The sequence below is a fragment of the Mesorhizobium sp. M1273 genome, from assembly GCF_040318195.1.
GTDB lineage: Bacteria > Pseudomonadota > Alphaproteobacteria > Rhizobiales > Rhizobiaceae > Mesorhizobium.
Map to the genome: position 1 here is coordinate 41020 of NZ_JAMYLV010000032.1, position 21038 is coordinate 62057.

The following is a 21038-nucleotide window of genomic DNA, read 5'->3' on the forward strand; positions in this document are numbered from 1 at the left end:
AGCGTATTAAATTCTGAGGGGTGGGGTAGACGAAGTCGCCCCGCCCTTTTAGTTTGCACTGCACAAAAAACGGGCCGCAAAGGCCTCGACGGGATCGGGTAATGAGCAAGATCGAAACGATCGGCATCATCGGCGCGGGCCAGATGGGTGGCGGCATCGCCCATGTGTCGGCGCTGGCGGGCTATAAGGTGCTGGTTTACGATATTTCGCCCGACCGCATCGAAAAGGGCATCGCTACGATCAGCGGCAACATGGCCCGTCAGGTCGGCTCCGGCAAACTCGAGGAAAAGCTGCGCAATGAGGCGATGGCGCGCATTTCCGCGGCACCGGCCATGGCCGACCTTGCGGGCGCCGATCTGGTGATCGAAGCAGCGACCGAGGACGAGACGGTCAAGCGCAAGATCTATGCCCAGCTCTGCCCGCAGCTCAACCCCGAGGCCATCCTGGCGACGAACACGTCATCGATCTCGATCACACGGCTGGCTTCGCAGACCGACCGGCCGGAACGCTTCATCGGCATACATTTCATGAATCCGGTTCCGGTGATGAAACTGGTCGAACTGGTGCGCGGCATCGCCACCGAGGACCAGACCTTCGAGGCGGCAAAAACCTATGTGAAGCAGCTCGACAAGACGATCACCGTCTCGGAGGATTTCCCGGCCTTCATCGTCAACCGCATCCTGCTGCCGATGATCAACGAGGCGATCTACACGCTCTATGAAGGTGTCGGCTCGGTCGACGCCATCGATACCGCCATGAAGCTCGGCGCCAACCATCCGATGGGGCCGCTGCAGCTTGCCGACTTCATCGGGCTCGATACCTGCCTGTCGATCATGCAGGTGCTGCATGACGGGCTGTCGGATTCGAAATACCGCCCCTGCCCGCTGCTGGTCAAATATGTCGAGGCCGGCTGGCTCGGCCGCAAGACCGGGCGCGGCTTCTACGACTATCGCGGCGAGCATCCCGTTCCGACACGCTGATCACCTCGCTACCAGCGCACAAAAAGTCGTCCGCCGAGCGCCCCGAGCACGGCAAGGATGGCGACCGCGATCGTATACCAGGTGCCGACGAAAAGCGGCGAATCGTCGAAGCAATGCGCCGCATAGAAGGTCGCCGCCAGCCCGCCGGCAAGCAGGCCCGCGGCCGCACCGGCAAGCACCGGCCTTGTCGGCGCGCCATGGCGCAGCACCGCGAGAAAGACGGCAAGCGGGCCGATCCCGATCAACGGAATGAAGGTCAGGCAGATGACCATGTTCGTGCCGACCAGGCGCGTGCCCCAGTCGGACGCAGGCACGGCGAAGAGTTCGAAAATCACAGCCACAATCACCAGCAGCGGCGCGGCGATCATCCAGCTCACCGCCCGGCCGGTCGATGCACCGGGCGTCGACAGCCCACGCACCAGGACAAAGGCGCTGACGGCAAGAGCAATCGTGAAGACGAATTTGGACAGGAACCGCATCGTGTGCATGGCGATCGCAATGTCGGGGCGCGGGCCGATCGTCAGCCAGAAAACCGCGGCCGCGATCACGATGGCCACGCCGGCGGCAAGCCACCAGGCGGTGCCTAGCGGCAGCGCCTTGCTGCGGGCATCGGCGTCAAGCGCCCTGATGAAATCTTCGGTCCTCATGTTATTCTTATTCCCGCCCCGCCCTGAACCGTTTGGCAATGGCGGCAAGCCCGCGGTGCAGTGACACCCGCACAGCCGTCTCGCTGATGCCGAATTTGGCCGCGGTCTCACCGATTGACCGGCCTTCGACCGATACGGCCGAGACGACGGAACGCTGTGCCGGCGACAGGCTGTCGAGCGCCCGGTTGACGTCGCGCTCGCTCACCGTCTCCGATTCCGGCTCGGCAAAGGTCTCGGCGATTTCGTCGATCTCGATCTCGATCCGCCGACTGCGCCGCCGGAACGCATCGATCAGCTTGAAGCGGGCTATTGCATAAACCCAAGGCAGCACCGGCGCATCATGGCGCCAGGTGTGTCGTTTCACATGAATGGCCAGCAAGGTTTCCTGCACTACATCCTCGGGATCCACCCCGCCCTGCACGATCTTGCGCCGGGCAAAGCCACGAACGAGCGCGGCGATCCGGTGCAGAAAGTCGGCATAGGCTCTTTCGTCTCCGGCGATCGCGGCCCGCAGCAGCCGTGAAAGCTCGGCTTCGTCCTTGCCGCTCACAAGAGTTCACTCCCCGATATTCGCGTCTCGGCGCTGATTTGTTACGTGGCCGGCGAAATAATGTCCAAGGCAAATTAGCTGAGCATCACGAAAGTTTGCTCCTTTTGAGCGATTGAGTGGGCCAGCAATGTTGACTGCGCTAGTCATGTATTGATAGGTGCAGCGTGCCAAGCCAAAGCCAATCGAAATCGAGGACGACGCCATGAAATATGCTCTTTCCGCCCTTGCCGGTGCGACAGCACTTGCAATCAGCCTGATCGCCGGCCCGGCAATGGCAGAGGACGAGGGCATCGTCGTCTACAACGCCCAGCACGAAAACCTGACCAAGGCTTGGGCGGAGGGATTCACCAAGGAAACCGGCATCAAGGTTACCGTCCGCAATGGCGGCGACAGCGATTTTTCCAACCAGATTGTTGCCGAAGGCACCGCTTCGCCCGCCGATGTATTCCTGACGGAGAATTCGCCGGCCATGGCATTGGTCGAGGCGGCCGGCCTGTTCGCACCGGTCGACACCGAGACGCTGGCCCAGGTTCCGCAGGAGTACCAGCCGGCGAGCGGCAAATGGGTCGGCGTTGCCGCGCGCAGCACCGTCTTTGCCTACAACAAGACCAAGCTGAGCGCCGACCAGCTGCCCAAATCGCTGCTCGATCTCGCCGATCCGAGCTGGAAGGGCCGCTGGGCCGCTTCGCCCTCCGGCGCCGATTTCCAGGCGATCGTCAGCGCGCTTCTGCAGCTCAAGGGTGAGGCGGCGACGGCCGAATGGCTGAAGACGATGAAGGAGAATTTTACCGCCTATAAGGGCAACAGCACGGTGATGAAGGCGGTCAATGCCGGCGAGGTCGAAGGCGGCGTGATCTATCACTATTACTACTACGGCGATCAGGCCAAGACCGGCGAGAACAGCAAGAACGTCGAGTTGCACTATTTCAAGCATCAGGATCCCGGTGCTTTCGTCTCGATTTCCGGCGGCGGCGTGCTGGCCTCGAGCAAGCACCCGAAGGAAGCGCAGGCTTTCCTGAAATGGGTCACCGGCAATGGCGGCCAGGACGTGCTGAAAACAGGCGATTCGTTCGAATACGCAGTCGGCAAGGGCGCCGAGTCCAATCCGAAGCTGGTGCCGCTGGCCGATCTGCAGGCGCCGAAAGTCGACCCGACGACGCTGAACTCGAAAAAGGTGACCGACCTGATGACGGCGGCCGGCTTGCTTTAGCCGGCGTTCGTCCTAAAAGGGCAACCGACTGCGCTCCTGTGGGAATTCGCTTTCCACAGGAGCGCTCTGTTTTCAAGATGGCATTTGCCTATGACCACAAGCTACCCGCGAGATTATCCGCCGCCGATCGTTTCCGCCTCCGGGCGGAGCTGGCGCAACGTCTGATCTGATGCAATCCGCGATCGATCTCGCACGCCCAGGCTTGCCGGCCGACGCCACGGCCGTGCGGGCACGTCGTTGGTCGGTCTCATGGATTGCGTTGGCTGCCGTCTTTGTCTCGCTTTTCGCGCTGCTGCCGCTTGCCTTCATCGTCTGGGTGGCGGTGCAGACCGGCTGGGAAACGGTGGCGGCGCTGGTGTTCAGGCCGCGCGTCGGCGAGCTTCTGGTCAACACCAGCCTGCTGGTGGTGCTGGCGGTGCCGATCTCGATCGTGCTGTCGGTCACGCTGGCCTGGCTGACCGAGCGCAGCGATCTGCCGGGTGCCCGCCTATGGGCCTGGCTGTCGGTGGCGCCGCTCGCCATTCCGGCCTTCGTCCACAGTTACGCCTGGGTCACCATGGTGCCCAGACTGCACGGCCTGTGGGCCGGCGTGCTTGTGTCGGTCATCGCCTATTTCCCCTTCCTTTATCTGCCGGTGGCGGCGGCATTGCGCCGGCTCGATCCCGCTCTCGAGGATGCAGCGGCAGCCCTTGGTCTCGGCCCGTGGCGTGTGTTCAGGCGTGTCGTGCTGCCGCAGCTCCGGCTCGCTATTTGCGGCGGCTCCCTGCTGGTCGGCCTGCATCTCCTGGCCGAATACGGGCTCTATGTCTTCATCCGCTTCGACACCTTCACCACCGCGATCGTCGACCAGTTCCAGTCGACCTTCAACGGTCCCGCCGCCAACATGCTGGCCGGCGTGCTGGTGACCTGCTGCCTTGTGCTGCTCGGGCTGGAGGTGCTGGTGCGCGGCGAGGAGCGCTATGCCCGCGTCGGTTCGGGTGCTGCGCGCCAGCAGCAGCGCACGAGCCTTGGGCGCGCCACCATTCCTTGCCTGCTGCTGCCTGCCATTACCACGCTGCTGGCGCTCGGCGTGCCGTTCGCCACTATCGGCCGCTGGCTCATGGCCGGCGGCGCCGATGTCTGGCGGCTCGACGAGATCGGCCTGGCGCTTGGCCAAACGCTGTTCCTGGCAATTGCCGGCGCGCTGCTCGCCACCGTCGCGGCAATGCCGATGGCGTGGATTTCGATCCGCGCGCCGGGGCGGCTGCAACGCGTCCTGGAGGGCTGCAACTATATCGTCGGCGCGTTGCCCGGCGTTGTCATCGCCCTGGCGCTGGTCACCATCGCCGTGCGTATCGCCATGCCGCTCTACCAGACCCTGTTCACCATCCTGGTCGCCTATGCGCTGATGTTCCTGCCGCGCGCCCTGATTAGCCTCAGGGCGTCGATCGCACAGGCGCCGGTCGAGCTCGAACGCGCCGCCTCCAGCCTCGGCCGGTCGCCGCTCAAGGCGCTGTGGTCGACGACCATCCGCCTGTCGGCGCCCGGCGCCGCAGCCGGCATGGCGTTGGTCGCTCTGGGTATCATGAACGAATTGACCGCAACCCAGATGCTGGCGCCCAACGGCACCCGCACGCTGGCCATGGCGTTCTGGTCCTATAGCGGCGAGATCGACTATGCGTCGGCGGCGCCTTACGCCCTGATCATGGTGGCGATGTCGCTGCCTTTGACCTGGTTGCTCTACGTCCAGTCGAAGCGGATGGCCGGGCGATGAGCTTTCTCGAGCTGAGCGGCATCCACAAGCACTACGGGCCCGTCGCAGCACTTGCCGGCGTCGACCTCAGCGTGGCCAGCGGCAGCCGTACGGCAATCGTCGGGCCGTCCGGTTGCGGCAAGACCACCTTGCTGCGGCTGATCGCCGGCTTCGAGGCGCCGGACCAGGGCCGTATCGTGCTTGATGACGAGGTGCTGGCCGATGGCGACACGGCCGTGCCGGCGCATCGCCGCGGCATCGGGCTGGTGGCGCAGGACGGCGCTCTATTCCCGCATCTGAGCATCGCCGCCAATATCGGCTTCGGCATGGGCCGTCACGAGGAAAAGCGCAGCGAGCGCATCGCCGAGCTCGCCTATGTCGTCGGGCTGGACAAAGGAATCCTGAAACGCCGTCCGCACGAACTCTCCGGTGGCCAGCAGCAGCGCGTCGCGCTCGCCCGCGCCATGGCCATGAAGCCGCGGCTGATGCTGCTCGACGAGCCGTTCTCGGCGCTCGACACGGGCCTGCGCGCCTCGATGCGCAAGGCCGTGGCCGAGCTCCTTGAAACCGCCGGCATCACCACCATCCTGGTCACCCACGACCAGGCCGAGGCGCTGTCATTCGCCAGCCAGGTCGCGGTGATGCGCGACGGCAAATTCTCGCAGGTCGGCACGCCGCGCGAGCTCTATTTCAAGCCGAAGGACAGGATGGTCGCCGAGTTCCTTGGCGACGCCATCGTCCTGCCGGCAAGGATCGCCGATGGCTTCGCCATCTCGCCGCTCGGCCGCATCGCTGTCGACAGCTCGGAGCGGCGCGACGTCGCCCGCATCATGCTGCGGCCGGAGCAGGTGTTGCTGAAACGCACATCGCGTGAAGGCATGTCCGGCACGCCGGACATGCTGTTCGGCGAGGTGACAGAATCGGAGTTCGCCGGCTCGATGTGCACCATCGCGGTGCGTCTGTTGAACAGCCCCGATCCGCCCGACGCCGCCGCTATCGGCAATACGCCGTTGATCCTGCGCAAGCCGGGCATGGACGCGCCGGCGATCGGCGAGATCGTCCGGCTGACCGTGTCGGGCAAGGCGCATGTGTTTGCCTGAACGGTTTTGCGCAAGGCCGACTTCAATCGACCCGTTTGCCCGCCTGATCGAACCAATGCAGCTTTTCGGACCTGGCCACGACGCGCAATTGGTCGCCTGGCTTGGCGCTGGCGCGGCCTGAGACGCGCACGACGATGCGGCTGCCGGCTGCCACGCAATGGAGAAAGCTTTCGGCACCGACCGGTTCGACCGCTTCCACTGTTGCCGGCAGCGCGAGCGCGCCGGCCGGCGCCTCTGCCGCGAAGGTGATGTCGGCGTCCTCCGGACGAAAGCCTAGCGTCACTGCCTTGCCCTGTCGAGGCGCCAAGCCAATCACAGTACCGTCCGCCAATACCGAGCTTGGGGAGGCCTCTGTGAGCGCCAGCAGATTCATCGGCGGTGCGCCTATGAACGAAGCGACGAAGGTCGAGGCCGGTTTCTCGTACACATCAAGCGGCGCGCCGGTCTGCTCGACCAGGCCGGCGTTCATGACGACGAGGATGTCGGCCAGCGTCATCGCCTCAAGCTGGTCGTGCGTGACATAAACCGAGGTGACGCCAAGCGAGCGCTGCAGATTCTTGATCTCGATGCGCATCTGCCCGCGCAATTTCGCATCGAGGTTGGACAGCGGTTCGTCGAACAGGAAGACCTTCGGGTTGCGCACGATGGCGCGACCCATGGCGACGCGCTGGCGCTGACCGCCGGAAAGCTCGCGCGGGCGCCGGTCGAGCAGCGCCGAAAGCTCCAGCACCTTGGCAGTCGAGCGTACCCTGCTGTCGATCTCGTCATTCGGCGTGCCGCGGTTGCGCAGGCCATAGGCCATGTTGTCATAGACCTTCATATGTGGGTAGAGCGCGTAGTTCTGGAACACCATGGCGATGTCGCGCTCGGTCGGGCCAATGGCGTTGACCACCTTGCCGTCGATGGCGACTGTACCGGCAGAAATCGTCTCCAGTCCGGCGATCATCCTCAGCAGCGTAGACTTGCCGCAGCCGGACGGGCCGACCAGCACGCAAAGCTCCTTGTCGGGAATGGCGATGGAAACGCCCTTCACGGCCTCAACGCCGCTGGGATAGATTTTCCTGACATCCTTCAGATCCACGGTCGCCATCGGCTTCTCACTTTTCGGATTCGACCAGACCGCGCACGAACCAGCGTTGCATCAGCACGACCACCAGGATCGGCGGCACGATGGCCAGCATTGCCGTGACCATCACGAGGTGCCATTGGGTGTCGGCATCGGCGAAGGAAACCATCTTTCTCAGCGCGATGACGATGGTGTTCATGTCGTTGCTGTTGGTGACGAGCAGCGGCCAAAGATACTGCGTCCAGCCATAAATGAAGAGGATCACGAACAGCGCGGCGATGTTTGTCCGCGACAGCGGCACCAGAATATCGAAAAAGAAGCGCCATGGCCCGGCACCGTCGACACGCGCCGCCTCGACCAATTCGCCCGGTATGGTCATGAAGAACTGGCGAAACAGCAGCGTTGCGGTGGCCGAGGCGATCAGCGGGACGATCAGGCCGGCATAGGTGTCGATCATGCCGAGATCGACCATCACCTTGTAGGTCGGCAGGATGCGCACCTCGACTGGAAGCATCAAGGTGATGAAGATCAGCCAGAAGAAGGTCATGCGCAACGGAAAGCGAAAGAACACGATCGCGTAGGCCGACAGGATCGAGATGAAGATCTTTCCCACCGCAACGCCGAGCGCCATGATCGTGGTGTTGAGGAGCAGCCTGCCGACGCTGACCCCGCCGATACGACCGATGCCGCCGAACAGCGCCTCGCTGTAATTGTTCCATAGCTGGCCGCCGGGCAAGAGCGGCAGGGGCGGCCTGAGGATCGTTTGCAGCGTGTGCGTCGAGGCAACGAAGGTGTAGTAGATCGGAAAAGCCACGATCAATATGCCGAGGATGAGCACGGCATGGGCGATGAAGGTGCGGAGCGGGGACTGGCCGATCATCGCTGCCCTCAGCCGTCGTGGACTTTGCGTTCCACATAGCGGAACTGGATTGCTGTGAGCGCGATGACGATGGCCATCAGGATGACCGACTGCGCCGCCGAGTCGCCCAGGATCAGATTGACGAAGCCGTCATTGTAGACCTTGTAGACCAGCGTCTCTGTCGTCTTGCCCGGCCCGCCGCCGGTGACGGCATGAACGATGCCGAACGTGTCGAACAGGGCATAGACGGTGTTGACGACCAGCAGGAAAAAGGTTGTCGGCGCAAGCAGCGGGAAGACGATGGTCCAGAAGCGCTTGGTTTCGCCGGCGCCGTCCATGGCCGCCGCTTCGATCAGCGTTTTCGGCACCGCCTGCAGGCCGGCGACGAAGAACAGGAAGTTGTAGCTGATCTGCTTCCAGGCAGCAGCCGACACCAGCAGGATCATGGCGTGGGTGCCGTTGAGCAGCGGGTCCCATACGACGCCGAGGCTTCTCAGCAAATAGGCCAACGAGCCGATCGAGGGATTGAACAGGAAAAGCCAAAGCATGCCGGCAATCGCCGGCGCCACGGCGTAAGGCCATATCAACAGTGTGCGGTAAAGGCCTTTGCCGCGCACGGCCTTCTCGGCCATGACCGCGAGCAGCAGGGCCACAACCATGGCAACGATCGCGGTCGCAAGAGAGAACACTACTGTGACCTTGATCGAGTTGAGGTAGGCCGGATCGGCCAGCACCTTCCGGAAATTGGCAAACCAGACGAACCTGCTCTTCAGCCCGAACGGGTCTTGCCTGAGCATCGACTGGTACAGCGCCTGACCGGCCGGCCAGTAGAAGAAAACCAGGGTGATGGCGAGTTGTGGCGCCACCAGCAGGTAGGGCAGGATCTTGTTGGGAAAGACGACGCGTGGAGACAGGCTGATTTCCCTCGCTATCCAGGTATCGCCCGCGCGAGCTCGCGTGGGCGATATTCCAACCGACTAACTGAGATAATCCCGTCAGTTCTCCAGCGCTTCCTTGATCGCCGCGTTGCCGCGCGCAACCGCATTGTCGAGTGCCTGCTGGGCGGTTTGCTGGCCGGCCAGCATCTTCTCCAGCTCCTCGTTCTGGATATCACGCACCTGCGGCAGATTCGGCAGGCGCACGCCCTTCGAATTGTCGGTCGGCGACTTGCCGATCATCTGCAGGATGGGTGTCTCGCGGCCGGGGTTCTTGTCATAGAAGCCTGATTTCTTAGTCGCCTCGTATGCCGCAAGCGTCACTGGCAAATATCCCGACTTCTGGTGCAGATATTCCTGCACATCGGTCTTGGACAGATAGGCAAAGAAGGCCGCGACGCCCTTGTATTCCTCGTCCGACTTGTTGCCGAACACCCACAGGCTGGCACCGCCCGGCGTCGTGTTCTGCGGGGCACCCTTGGCGTCACTGTCGTAAGGAAGCTGGCCGATGCCATAGTTCATGCCGGACTTGACGATATCGCCGAGGCCGCCCGACGATTCGGTGAAGATGCCGCATTCGCCGGCGAGGAATATCTGCTTGGCTTCGGAGGTGCGCCCGCCATATTTGAATGTGCCGTCCTTGGCCAGGTCAGCGAGCGCCTGGAAGTGGTTGACGAAAATCGGCGCATTGATCTTGAGTTCGACATCACCGCCGGCCAGGCCATTCTGCTGGGTGGCCCAAGGCACGTCATTCCACGCCGCGAAATTCTCCAGGTGGATCCAGGTCAGCCAGGTCGAGGTATAGCCGCAAGGGGCGGCGCCGCTCGTCTTGATCTTCTTGGCAGCTTCCCACACCTCGTTCCACGTCTTGGGCGGATTGTTCACGTCGAGGCCTGCCTTCTGGAAGATGTCCTTGTTGTAATAGAGGATCGGCGAGGAAGAGTTGTAGGGGAACGATAGCATGGTGCCGTCCGGCTTCGAATAATAGCCGACGATGCCGGGCAGATACTGGCTCTTGTCGAAAGTCATCCCGGCGCCGGTCATCACATCGGCCACCGGCTTTATCGCACCCTCGGCCGCCATCATCACGCCGGTGCCGACGTCGAACACCTGGAGGATATCTGGCGCTTGCCCGGCACGAAAGGCAGCGATGCCGGCATTCAGCGTCTCCGGATAGGTGCCCTTGAACACCGGAACGAGCTCATAGTCGCTCTGGCTGGCGTTGAAATCCTTGGAGATCTTGGCGACGACCTCGGCGTTGGCGCCGGTCATGGCGTGCCACCAGCTGATCTGCGTGACGGCGAAGGCGGAGGTGGTGGAAAGCAGGGTCACGGTGGCGGCGATACCGGCCGCAAAGCCGAAGAACTTCATGTTTCATCTCCCGTTTGTCATTGGCGAAAGGGGGCACCTCCGCAAAGCCAATATGTGGCGCTGATGACAATGGGACAACGGTTTTGTTGCGGATCAATGAACACCATTTCTTCCTAAAGTGCACTCGCTACCGAAAGCGCGGCGTCAGAAACGACATCACCGCCTTTTCGGCGCGGCATCGGTTTTCCCCCGAAAAGACCCGCCTCATGGCCCGCGGGTTAACCATTCGTTAAAATCTCCAAGAGCTAATCCGTCACACCTCCCCTGTTAGTTTTGGCAGACCGAGTGAACAGGATGCTGACGGTCTATAATTGTATCGTAAATCAGCACGACCTGAGACTGGTTGCGCTCGCTGCACTCGTCTGTGGAATTTCTTGTTTCTCAGCAGTTAATCTCCTTAAGCATGTCGGCCGATCGACCGAGCGAAACCGGCTTGTCTGGCTGATGATCGCCGCGGCCTCGACCGGGTTCGGCATATGGGCGACGCATTTCATCGCCATGACCGCGTTTACGCCGGGAATACCGAACGCATACAATCCGGGATTATCCGCCTTTTCGCTTGCCGCCGCCGTTATCATGACCGCGCTTGGGATGTGGGTCGCCACCTTGCGCCGCGGCATCGACCATTTCCTCGTCGGTGGCGCCATTCTGGGCGGCGCCATCGCGACGATGCACTACATCGGCATGGCAGCTTTCGAGGTCGAAGGCCGGCTCGTTTGGAACCTGCTCCTTGTCGCGATATCGCTTCTGGCCGGCGTAAGCCTCGCGGCACTGGCGCTTCTTGTCGTCTTGCGCCGCCCGTCAGCGCTCGCGACTCTCGGCGGCGCCGCGCTTTTGACGCTGGCCATTTGCAGCTTGCATTTCATCGCGATGGCCGCGGTGTCGATCATTCCGGATTCCTCGATTGAAATATCCGAACATTCCATCGAGCCCATTTCCCAGGCCTTTGCCGCAGCGGTCGCCAGCCTGGTAATCCTTGTGCTGTCGGGTGCCGCGCTGTGGATCGATCTGCGCTTTCGCCACCAGAAGCTCGAGGCCGATCGCATGCACGATCTCGCCAATGCGGCGGTGGAAGGTCTGATCGTTTGCGATGGCACCCGCATCGTCAGCGCCAATGACAGTATGGCGAAGCTGACCGGAACAGCGACAGCCACCCTGAACACGATGCAACTCGGCGAGCTTTTCGACGGACAGAGCGCAGCCGATATGTCCGGCTTCGGCGAACAGGCGCAGGAAGCGAAGTTAAGGGGCAGCGACGGCGCGAGAATTCCTGTCGAGCTGATCGCCAGGAGAATCACCTACTGCGGCAGGCCTCATACGGTGCTTGCCGTTCGCGACATCCGTGAGCGCAAGAAGGCAGAACAAGAGATCCTCCGCCTCGCGCATTTCGATCCGCTTACCGGGCTTGCCAATCGGCGGAGCTTTTCTTCCCGGCTGGAAGCAGAATTCGCGTCGATGGATCGTGGCGGCAAGGATGGATATCTGGCGCTCCTGCTGCTTGACCTCGACCGGTTCAAGCAAGTCAACGACCTCTACGGCCACAGCGCCGGCGATGCTATGCTGCAGAAGCTGGCGCACTGCATTTCCGGCATCCCGCGCAACGGACAGATGCTCGCGCGTCTCGGCGGCGATGAATTTGCCATCATAGCTCCGAACCTCCCCGACCCCCTGGCCGCAGGCCGGATAGCCGAGGACTTGCTGGCGGCGATCCGGGAGGAAAACAGGGTTTCGGTCGGCTCCGGCCTCGTCTCGGCCAGCATCGGCATTGCCTTCTTTCCGCTGGATGCCGAAGACCAGGCCGGCCTGATCAGCCATGCCGACACGGCACTCCATCGCGCCAAAACCGAAGGCAGGGACACTTATCGGTTTTTCGAGATGGCCATGGGCACCGCGGCCCGCGACAAGCGCGTGATGGAGCATGAATTGCGCCAGGCGATCGCCCGCAAGGAGTTCCACCTCGTCTATCAGCCGCAGAAGGAGATCCGCGGCGGCAGGATGATCGGCTTCGAAGCCCTGGTCCGTTGGCAGCACCCTGAGCGGGGTGACATTTCTCCGGCCGTTTTCATCCCGGTGGCCGAGGACAGTGGCGCTATCGCGCAGATCGGCGACTGGGTGCTGACGACGGCTTGTAACGATGCTGTTCGCTGGACAAACCCGCTGATGGTCGCCGTCAACGTCTCCGCCGTGCAACTTCACAATCCGAATTTCAGCCGCAAGGTGCACGACGCATTGACGAGATCCGGCCTGGCCCCCGGCAGGCTCGAACTGGAGATCACCGAAACGGCCCTGGTGAAGGACATGCCGCGCGCGCTGGCAACCTTGAGGCAGGTCAAGGCGCTTGGCGTGCATGTGGCGATGGACGATTTTGGCACCGGCTATTCTTCGCTGTCCAACCTCAGCGCCTTTCCCTTCGACAAGATCAAGATCGACGGGTCGTTCATCAAATCGGTCGACAAGAACGCCCAGTTCGCGGCGATCGTTCGCGCCGTGCTGGGGCTTGGACGCGGTCTCGGCCTACCGGTTCTGGCAGAAGGCATCGAGACGCCGGGTGAATTGCAATTCCTAGACGCCGAGGCTTGCGAGATCGGGCAAGGCTACTACCTCGGCAAACCGGCTCCGATCGAGACATTCGGGGAACTGACGGGCGTGGCCGCTCCGGCAATCCGCACCGCCAGCCGACGCGGCGCAAGCATTGCCGTGCTCAAGCCGCGCCTGCGCACGGTCTGAGCCTATCCCGGCTGAAGCGCCGCCTCGACCAGACGCTTGGCATCCGGCCCCGACCATTCGGCCGGGCCATTCATATGGGCGATCAGGCAGCCTTGCCCATCGATCAGCATGGTGACCGGCAGACCGAGCGCCAGGCCGCGCGTCTTGACGTCGTTGAACAGCGCCATCGTGGCATCGCGATAGTAGCCGAGCGACTTGACGCCGGTGTCCTCCAGGAACTTCTTCGGTTTGGCATCGTCGCCGGCATCGACGTTGACGGCAACAACCTGAAACGCATCGCTGCCCATCTCCTTCTGCAGCGCATCGAGCGCGGGCATTTCGGCGCGGCAAGGTGCGCACCATGTCGCCCACAGATTGAGCAGCACCGTCTTGCCGGCATGATCGGCGATCGTCGTCGGCTTGCCGTCGGGGCCGTTGAAGGCAAGGCTTTTCAGCGATTGCGGCGGATCCGCCGGCAAAAGCGCGGCAACCTGGCCGGTGGCAGCGGCGGCGATCTTCTTGGCACGGTCGGTCTTGGCGGCGCAGGCGACGTCGTCCTTGCCGCCGCCGGCGGCCACTTGCGCGGGCGCCTTGTTGCCAGAACTGCTTTCCCTGACATATACCGCGACCGCGCCGGCCAGCACGCCCGCAACCAAAGCGGCGAGGATGAGACGCAAAGCCGGGAAATATCTATTGCCGTCTGCCATTTTTCAAAAACTGCTCCGGAGCACGGGTTATAGCGATGAACGACAAGAAGGCCAGCAACCAGATGTGGGGCGGACGTTTTGCCTCGGGTCCGGCCGCAATCATGGAAGCGATCAACGCATCGATCTCGTTCGACCGCAAACTCTATGCGCAGGATATTCGCGGCTCGATCGCCCATAGCCAGATGCTGGCGCAAACGGGCATTATTTCGGCGGCCGACCAAAAAAAAATCGCTCACGGGCTGAACACGATCCTGGCAGAGATCGAGGCTGGTACATTTGAGTTTTCGACCAGGCTGGAAGACATCCACATGAATGTCGAGGCCCGTCTGGCCGAGCTGATCGGCCCCGCCGCTGGCCGCCTGCATACCGCCCGGTCGCGCAACGACCAGGTGGCGGTCGACCTCAGGCTGTGGGTCAAGGACGAGTGCTTTCGCGTCACCGAGGCGCTGAAGGGCCTGATCACGGCGTTCCTGGATCGGGCCGAGGAGCATGCGGCAACGGTGATGCCGGGCTTCACCCACATGCAGGCGGCGCAGCCGGTGACCTTCGGCCACCACTGCATGGCTTATGTCGAGATGTTTGCACGCGACCTGTCGCGCGTCCGCGATGCGATTGAGCGGATGGATGAAAGCCCGCTCGGCGCCGCCGCCCTCGCCGGCACCAGCTTTCCCATCGACCGGCACCAGACGGCGAAGGCGCTTGGCTTCCGCGAGCCGATGCGCAATTCGCTCGACAGTGTTTCGGACCGCGATTTCGCGCTCGAGTTCCTGGGCTTGGCGGCGATCTGCGCGACGCATCTGTCGCGGCTGGCCGAAGAGATCATCATCTGGTCGACGCCGCAATTCGGCTTCGTCAGGCTATCGGATAGTTTCTCGACGGGTTCGTCGATCATGCCGCAGAAGAAGAACCCGGACGCTGCCGAACTGGTGCGCGGCAAGACCGGCCGCGTCACCGGCCATCTCGTCGGCCTGCTGACGGTGATGAAGGGCATGCCGCTGACCTATGGCAAGGACATGCAGGAAGACAAGGAATCCGTCTTCGACGCGGCCGAGACGCTCGACCTGATGCTGGCGGCGATGACCGGCATGGTGCGCGATATGACGGTGAACACTGCCGCGATGAAGAATGCGGCCGGCGCCGGCTATTCGACTGCGACCGACCTCGCCGACTGGCTGGTGCGCACGCTCGGCCTGCCGTTCCGCGAGGCGCACCATATCACTGGTCGGGCGGTGGCGCTGGCCGAGGAGAAGAAGGTCGGGCTCGACAGGCTTTCGCTGGAGGATCTGCAGTCCATTCACCCCGGTATCGGCGCCGACGTGTTTTCGGTTCTTGCCGTGCAGAATTCTGTAAAGAGCCGCACGAGCTTCGGCGGCACCGCGCCGTCCGAGGTGCGCAAGCAGATCCGCTACTGGAAAAAGCGGCTCGCCAAGGCGTAAGACGCGGGGTGCAATGGCCGCAAAACTCGGCTAGAAGCGGCTGCGGGCAACAGTTTCGGACGGATGGCACGATGACCGGAAGCAGGATTTTGGTGACGCTGACGCTGCTGGCGGCAATGGCCACCGTTGCGGCCTGCGGCAGGAAGGCTGCGCTCGACACGCCGTACGCGGCAGCCGTGCAGGCCCGCAAGGACGCCGAGAAGGCCAAGCAACCTTTGCCGCCGGAGCCGGAAAAACCTGTCGAGGACAAGAAATTCATCCTCGACCCGCTGCTCTGATTTCGGACCAATCTCGTGAACCATTTCGACTACCGCGACGGCGCGCTGCATGCCGAGGACGTGGCGATATCAGACATCGCCGCCAGCGTCGGCACGCCGTTCTACTGTTATTCAACGGCGACGCTGACCAGGCATTTTCGCGTCTTCACCGAGGCCTTTGCCGGGCTCGATGCTCTCGTCTGCTATGCCATGAAGGCGAATTCCAACCAGGCCGTGCTGAGGGTGCTGGCAAGGCTCGGCGCCGGCGCCGACGTGGTCTCGGAGGGCGAATTGCGCCGCGCTTTGGCGGCCGGCATCCCGGCAAGCAAGATCCTGTTTTCGGGCGTCGGCAAGACCGCGCGCGAAATGGATTCTGCGCTCTCGGCCGGCATTCTCTGCTTCAACGTCGAATCCGAACCGGAGCTGGAGTTGCTGTCGGCCCGCGCCACCGCGCTGGGCAAGATCGCGCCGATCTCGCTGCGCATCAATCCGGATGTCGACGCCAGGACGCACAAGAAGATTTCGACTGGGAAGGCCGAGAACAAGTTCGGCATTCCGTGGCAGCATGCGCGGAAGGTCTATGCGCGCGCGGCTGAGCTGCCGGGCATCAAGGTCACCGGCATAGACACCCATATCGGCAGCCAGATCACCGAATTGCAGCCCTTCGACGACGCCTTTGCGCTGCTGGTGGAGCTGGTCGGCGCCTTGCGCTCCGACGGTCATGCCATCGAGCACATCGATGTCGGCGGCGGCCTTGGCATTCCCTACCGCGTCGACAACAACCCGCCGCCTTTGCCCGATGCCTATGCCCGGATCGTCAGGAAACATGTTGCCAAACTTGGGCTGAAGGTAATGTTCGAGCCAGGCCGGCTGATCGTCGGGAATGCCGGCATCCTGGTGTCGGAAGTAATCTTCGTGAAGGAGGGCGACGCCAAGAACTTCCTCGTCGTCGACGCCGCGATGAACGACCTGATCCGGCCGACGCTTTACGACGCTTTTCACGACATCAAGCCGGTGGCGCAGCAGCCGGCCGCTGCACCACGCATGAAGGTCGACGTCGTCGGCCCGGTTTGCGAGACCGGCGACTATCTCGGGCTCGACCGTGACCTGCCCCGGCTGAAATCCGGCGACCTGATCGCTGTCTCCACCGCCGGCGCCTATGGCGCCGTTCAGGCCGGCACCTACAATACCAGGCTGCTGGTACCGGAAGTGCTGGTCGACGGCGACCGCTTCCACGTTGTGCGTCCGCGCCAGACCTATGACGAGCTGATCGGACTGGACTCGGTGCCGGACTGGTTGGAGTAGAACTCTGCAGCTACAGCCGGTGCTGAATGAGCGCCCTGATTTCGGCGATTCTGTCCTCATTCCGGCGATAGAATATCCACTGCTTGATGCGCTTGCTGCGCAAAAGCCCTGCCTGGGTGAGCACGCGCATATGCTCGCTGAGCGTAGCCTGGGTGATCCCCAGCCTCTCCGCGATCAGCAGCGCGCAGACGCCGTCCTCGACCAGATCGCCGTCCGTCTGCGGCGGAAAATGCGCGCGCGGGTCCTTGAGCCAATCGAGGATCTGGAGCCTGCGCTCGTTGGCAATCGCTTTGAAAACGTCGACCTCTTGCATTTAGGCACTTTGCCAAGTTACTAACTAATGTCAACTCTGGGAGTGAAAGCATGCTGCACGGCCACACGATCACACGCGAGCGCATTGCGGCGATAGAACCCCGCATCCGGCCCTTCGTGCGCCACACGCCGGTGCTGCGCGTCGACATGGCAGATTTCGGCCGCCCGCCTCTGCCTGTCGACCTGAAGCTTGAGTGCTTGCAGCATTCCGGCTCGTTCAAGGCGCGTGGTGCGTTCACCAATCTCCTCGAACGGCCGGTTCCTGCGGCCGGCGTCGTCGCCGCGTCGGGCGGCAATCACGGCGCCGCCGTCGCCTATGCCGCCATGCGGCTCGGCCACAAGGCGACCATCTTTGTTCCCGAAGTGAGCCCGCAGGCCAAGCTGGACCGCATCCGCGGCTACGGCGCCGAGCTGATCGTCGGCGGCGCCCGTTATGCCGAGGCGCTGGCCGCCAGCGAGAGCTTCGCCGAAAAATCCGGCGCGCTGCAGATCCACGCCTTCAACCAGGAGGAGACGCTGGTCGGGCAAGGCACGCTCGGCCTCGAGATCGAGGCCGACCTGCCGAAGCTCGACACCCTGCTGGTCGCCGTCGGCGGCGGCGGGCTGATCGGCGGCATGGCTGCCTGGTTTTCCGGCCGCATCAGGATAATCGCGGTCGAGCCGGAGGGTGCGCCGACGCTTCATCGCGCCTTCGAGGCGGGCCGACCCGTCGACGCGCCGGCTGAGGGCATCGCCGCCGATTCGCTCGCGCCAAAGCGTGTCGGCGAAATGATGTATCCTATCGCCGAGGCATTCGTCGAGCGCTCGATCCTGGTCGGCGACGACGACATTATCGCCGCCCAGGCGGCGCTGTGGGACCGCGTGCGAATCATCTCCGAGCCGGGCGGTGCGGCCGCCTTCGCGGCGCTCCTGTCCGGCCGCTACGCACCGGCTGCAGGCGAGCGCGTTGCCGTACTGGTCTGCGGCGCAAACGCCAATCCGGCGAAATTCTGACAATATCCGGGGCATTATTGTTCACGTTTTGGGGAACCGCCTCGCCTTCGCCGTGTTTGTTGGTATCCTTAGGACGATGTGCATCCGCTTGGACGCACGAAGTACGCGCTAGGATTTTAGGTCTTCGCATCGTGCTTCCCGAAAATCGACTTTTCGGGCCCATGCGATAGACTCGTGAGGCCTGGGCTATCCCGCCCGGCCAGGAAGGGCCGATGACACAACGACCCATTTTCACCAGCGATCGCAGTCTGGCCAGGCGCCTTGCCTTGAGCCGGCTGGGGACGCAGGTCTCGATAATCGTCGAACGCGGCTGGCCATTGCTCCTGCCACTGATCATCGTCGCCAGCCTGTTCCTCAGCATTTCGTGGCTCGGCCTGTTCCCATTTTTGCCCGATCTGGCGCGGATCGGTCTTATCACGGCATTCGGCGTCGCAGCGCTTGCCGCACTCTATCCACTGCGTTTCTTCCGCACGCCATCCAGAGCCGAGGTCGACCGCCGCATCGAGGCGGCGAACCGATTGCTGCACAGCCCGGTGCAGGTCCAGACCGATCGCCCGAGCGGCAAGGAAAGCATTTTTTCGCAAGCCCTGTGGCGCGAGCATCAGCGGCGGATGGCGGACCGGCTGGGCGAGCTTGGCGGCGACGTGCCGCGCACACGCGTGCCGGAACGCGACCCGTGGGCGCTGCGCGCCGTTGCCGCGCTTTTGTTGGTCACTGCCTTTGCCTTCTCCTTCGGGCCATCGGGCGGCAGGCTGAGCGACGGTTTTGTTGCCCGTGCCGCCCGCGACGTCGTGCCGCCGCGCATTGATGCCTGGGTGACGCCGCCGGCCTATACCGGCAGGCCGCCGGTATTCCTGAACGCCCCCGTCTTGGCCAACAACGCCACTCAAGCGTCGCCGACCTTCACGGTTCCGGAGGGCAGCGATGTGTCGCTGCGCGTCACCGGCGGTTCGGGCGAGGAAACGCTGAGCTACGCCGATACCGGCGGCAACACCCGCGCCATCGATCCGACCGGGCCGCAAGCCGCCAAGACTGAGGCAAGTCCGGCAACGCCTTCCACCGTGCGCCAGTTCAGCGGCAAGTTAACCGCCGACGGCACGCTGACGCTGCAGTCCAGCGACGGCGAGCTCGGCCGCTGGGCCTTCGCCATAATTCCCGACAAGCCGCCGCAGATCCGCTTTGTCGGCGAGCCGAAGCGCGCCGTCAACGGCGCCTTCGAACTCAACTACCAGATCGACGACGACTATGGCGCGGCCTCCGCCAAGGCGGTTTTCGCATTGGCCGATCCGCAAGTGCCCAACGCGCATCCGCTCTATGGCCCGCCGGAAATGCCGCTGACGTTGCCGCGCCGCGGCGGCAAGGCCAATGCCGCTAAGACGACGAAGGATCTGACCGACCATGTCTGGGCCGGTGGCAACGTCAAGCTCAGGCTTGTCGCCACCGACGGTGCCGGACACACGGCGACCAGCGAAACCAAGACGCTGGTGATGCCGGAGCGGCCATTCTCCAACCCGTTGGCGCGGGCTGTGGTCGAGCAGCGCCGCATGCTGGCGCTCGACGCCTATGCCAAGGACCGCGTGCTCGACCTGATGGATGCGATCACGCTCAGGCCCGAAGACACGTTCGACAACATGACGCACTATCTCGCCATCATGAGCGCCCGCACCCGGCTGAAGATGGCCGACAGCGACGACCAGTTGCGCGACGAGGTCGCTTACCTCTGGGAGATCGCGCTCGGCATCGAGGAAGGCAATCTTTCGGCGGCCGAGAAGCGGCTGCGTCAGGCGCAGCAGGCGCTGCAGGACGCGATCAAGAACGGCGCCAGCGACCAAGAGATCGAGAAGGCGATGAAGGAACTGCGCGAGGCGATGAATCAGTTCCTGCAGGAATTCGCGGCGCGGGCGCAGCAGAATCCGAATGCGCCACAGATGCAGCAGAACGGCCAGGAACTGCGCCAGAGCGACATCGACCGCATGATGGACCAGATCGAGAACCTGGCGAAATCCGGCAATCGCGACCAGGCGCAGCAATTGCTGTCGGAGCTGCAGGATATGATGAACAATCTGCAGGCAGGCCGCCAGCAACAGGGCGGTCAGCAGGACAGCGAGATGCGCCAGCAGATGGACAAGCTGGGCGAAATCATGCGGCGCCAGCAGGAGATGATGAACGACACTTTCCGCATGGACCAGATGCAGCGCGGCCAGCAACAGCGCGGGCAGAACCGCGACGAGCAGCTCGGCGAGAACAGTGAGCCAGGCCCGATGGGCGAAGAGGGCAAGCCCGGCCCAGGTGACGACCGCGATCCGCTCGGCCGGCCGAACCCGATGACGCCGCAGGAATTTGCTGACGCGCTGAAGCAATTGCAGGAAGGCCAGGGCAAGCTGCAGAGCGAGCTCGATCAATTGAGGAAGAGCCTCGAAGGCATGGGCCTCGACCCCAATGAGGGGTTTGGCGAGGCCGGCAAATCCATGGGCAATGCCGAACAGGCGCTCGGCGAGGGCGAAGGCGACCAGGCCGTCGGTCACCAGGGCCGCGCATTGGAAGCCTTGCGCAGGGGCGCCAAGGACATGATGAAGCAACTGCAGGCAATGCAAGGCGACCAGGGCGGCAACGGCCAGGGCGGACGCCAGCAGAATGCCGACCGTGACCCGCTCGGGCGGCCTCGCACCAGCGAGGGTCCCGATGACGGAAGTTCGGTGAGAGTGCCCGACGAGATCGACGTGCAGCGTGCCCGCCAGATCCTCGAAGCGATCCGCAAGCGGCTCGGCAACGCACTCAGCCCCGATATCGAGCGCAGCTATCTGGAGCGGTTGCTGGAGCTGAAGTAAGGCTGCCTGTATTCGGAAGATCGCCGCGCGCAGTCCGTGGTGGC

The 21038-nt window shown here is 63.3% G+C and carries 18 protein-coding genes; 10 read left to right on the forward strand and 8 right to left on the reverse strand.

Translation table 11 applies throughout. The annotated features are described in order from the left end of the window. Positions 1 to 101 precede the first annotated feature (101 nt). A complete protein-coding gene (locus tag NKH30_RS25935) occupies positions 102 to 980 on the forward strand; it encodes a 3-hydroxybutyryl-CoA dehydrogenase (protein WP_023677945.1) in 879 nt (292 codons plus the stop codon). A gap of 8 nt (positions 981 to 988) precedes the next feature. Here NKH30_RS25935 and NKH30_RS25940 read toward each other — a convergent pair whose 3' ends face one another. Both NKH30_RS25940 and NKH30_RS25945 read right to left on the reverse strand, forming a co-directional pair. Next, positions 989 to 1627, reverse strand: coding sequence for an NrsF family protein (locus NKH30_RS25940; protein ID WP_352471395.1), 639 nt, complete (start codon positions 1625 to 1627; stop codon positions 989 to 991). 7 nt (positions 1628 to 1634) lie between these two features. Further along, complete coding sequence (locus NKH30_RS25945) at positions 1635 to 2177, reverse strand: sigma-70 family RNA polymerase sigma factor (protein WP_352997482.1); 543 nt, start codon at positions 2175 to 2177, stop codon at positions 1635 to 1637. A 202-nt stretch (positions 2178 to 2379) separates the two neighbouring features. Here NKH30_RS25945 and NKH30_RS25950 point away from each other — a divergent pair, with 202 nt between their 5' ends. The 3 genes from NKH30_RS25950 (at position 2380) to NKH30_RS25960 (ending at position 6219) form a co-directional block, all read left to right on the forward strand. Beyond that, entirely contained in the window at positions 2380 to 3387 is a 1008-nt protein-coding gene (locus NKH30_RS25950; RefSeq protein ID WP_352768057.1) for an iron ABC transporter substrate-binding protein, read from the forward strand. Positions 3388 to 3556: 169 nt separating this feature from the next. Then, entirely contained in the window at positions 3557 to 5140 is a 1584-nt protein-coding gene (locus NKH30_RS25955) for an ABC transporter permease (RefSeq protein ID WP_352768060.1), read from the forward strand. Beyond that, positions 5137 to 6219, forward strand: coding sequence for an ABC transporter ATP-binding protein (locus NKH30_RS25960; RefSeq protein WP_352615997.1), 1083 nt, complete (start codon positions 5137 to 5139; stop codon positions 6217 to 6219). The genes NKH30_RS25955 and NKH30_RS25960 overlap by 4 nt, the downstream gene beginning before the upstream one ends. A 22-nt stretch (positions 6220 to 6241) precedes the next feature. Here NKH30_RS25960 and ugpC read toward each other — a convergent pair whose 3' ends face one another. The 4 genes from ugpC to ugpB form a co-directional block, all read right to left on the reverse strand. Beyond that, positions 6242 to 7309, reverse strand: coding sequence for a sn-glycerol-3-phosphate ABC transporter ATP-binding protein UgpC (ugpC, locus tag NKH30_RS25965; protein WP_352489430.1), 1068 nt, complete (start codon positions 7307 to 7309; stop codon positions 6242 to 6244). A 7-nt stretch (positions 7310 to 7316) separates the two neighbouring features. Next, on the reverse strand, positions 7317 to 8165 hold the full coding sequence (gene ugpE / locus NKH30_RS25970; RefSeq protein ID WP_352570555.1) for a sn-glycerol-3-phosphate ABC transporter permease UgpE: 849 nt from the start codon (positions 8163 to 8165) through the stop codon (positions 7317 to 7319). Between the two features lie 8 nt (positions 8166 to 8173). Then, on the reverse strand, positions 8174 to 9058 hold the full coding sequence (gene ugpA / locus NKH30_RS25975) for a sn-glycerol-3-phosphate ABC transporter permease UgpA (protein ID WP_352997485.1): 885 nt from the start codon (positions 9056 to 9058) through the stop codon (positions 8174 to 8176). Between the two features lie 81 nt (positions 9059 to 9139). Further along, positions 9140 to 10450 carry a sn-glycerol-3-phosphate ABC transporter substrate-binding protein UgpB gene (ugpB, locus tag NKH30_RS25980; RefSeq protein ID WP_352471403.1) on the reverse strand — a complete coding sequence of 437 codons (1311 nt, stop codon included), beginning with the start codon at positions 10448 to 10450 and terminating at the stop codon, positions 9140 to 9142. A gap of 294 nt (positions 10451 to 10744) precedes the next feature. On the opposite strand from ugpB, the gene NKH30_RS25985 reads away from it, so the two are divergent. Further along, positions 10745 to 13177 (forward strand): bifunctional diguanylate cyclase/phosphodiesterase, encoded by a 2433-nt coding sequence (locus NKH30_RS25985; RefSeq protein WP_352540335.1) that lies wholly within the window; start codon positions 10745 to 10747, stop codon positions 13175 to 13177. A gap of 2 nt (positions 13178 to 13179) precedes the next feature. Here the strand turns inward: NKH30_RS25985 and tlpA are convergent, their stop codons facing one another. Beyond that, positions 13180 to 13863 (reverse strand): thiol:disulfide interchange protein TlpA, encoded by a 684-nt coding sequence (tlpA, locus tag NKH30_RS25990; protein ID WP_352997483.1) that lies wholly within the window; start codon positions 13861 to 13863, stop codon positions 13180 to 13182. Positions 13864 to 13898: 35 nt separating this feature from the next. Here tlpA and argH point away from each other — a divergent pair, with 35 nt between their 5' ends. The 3 genes from argH (at position 13899) to lysA (ending at position 16861) form a co-directional block, all read left to right on the forward strand. After that, positions 13899 to 15299: an argininosuccinate lyase gene (argH, locus tag NKH30_RS25995; RefSeq protein WP_352540187.1), complete on the forward strand. Its 1401-nt coding sequence runs from the start codon at positions 13899 to 13901 to the stop codon at positions 15297 to 15299. Positions 15300 to 15370: 71 nt separating this feature from the next. After that, on the forward strand, positions 15371 to 15577 hold the full coding sequence (locus NKH30_RS26000) for a hypothetical protein (RefSeq protein ID WP_023677931.1): 207 nt from the start codon (positions 15371 to 15373) through the stop codon (positions 15575 to 15577). A 15-nt stretch (positions 15578 to 15592) separates the two neighbouring features. Then, complete coding sequence (gene lysA / locus NKH30_RS26005) at positions 15593 to 16861, forward strand: diaminopimelate decarboxylase (protein ID WP_352703637.1); 1269 nt, start codon at positions 15593 to 15595, stop codon at positions 16859 to 16861. 10 nt (positions 16862 to 16871) lie between these two features. On the opposite strand, the gene NKH30_RS26010 is transcribed toward lysA, so the two are convergent. Then, the gene (locus NKH30_RS26010; protein WP_352489424.1) at positions 16872 to 17174 is read right to left on the reverse strand and encodes an ArsR/SmtB family transcription factor; all 303 of its coding nucleotides are present in this window, start codon (positions 17172 to 17174) and stop codon (positions 16872 to 16874) included. A 50-nt stretch (positions 17175 to 17224) separates the two neighbouring features. Here NKH30_RS26010 and NKH30_RS26015 point away from each other — a divergent pair, with 50 nt between their 5' ends. Further along, a complete protein-coding gene (locus NKH30_RS26015) occupies positions 17225 to 18166 on the forward strand; it encodes a threonine/serine dehydratase (RefSeq protein ID WP_352768064.1) in 942 nt (313 codons plus the stop codon). A 212-nt stretch (positions 18167 to 18378) separates the two neighbouring features. After that, on the forward strand, positions 18379 to 20994 hold the full coding sequence (locus tag NKH30_RS26020) for a TIGR02302 family protein (protein ID WP_352768067.1): 2616 nt from the start codon (positions 18379 to 18381) through the stop codon (positions 20992 to 20994). The last annotated feature ends 44 nt before the right edge of the window (positions 20995 to 21038 follow it).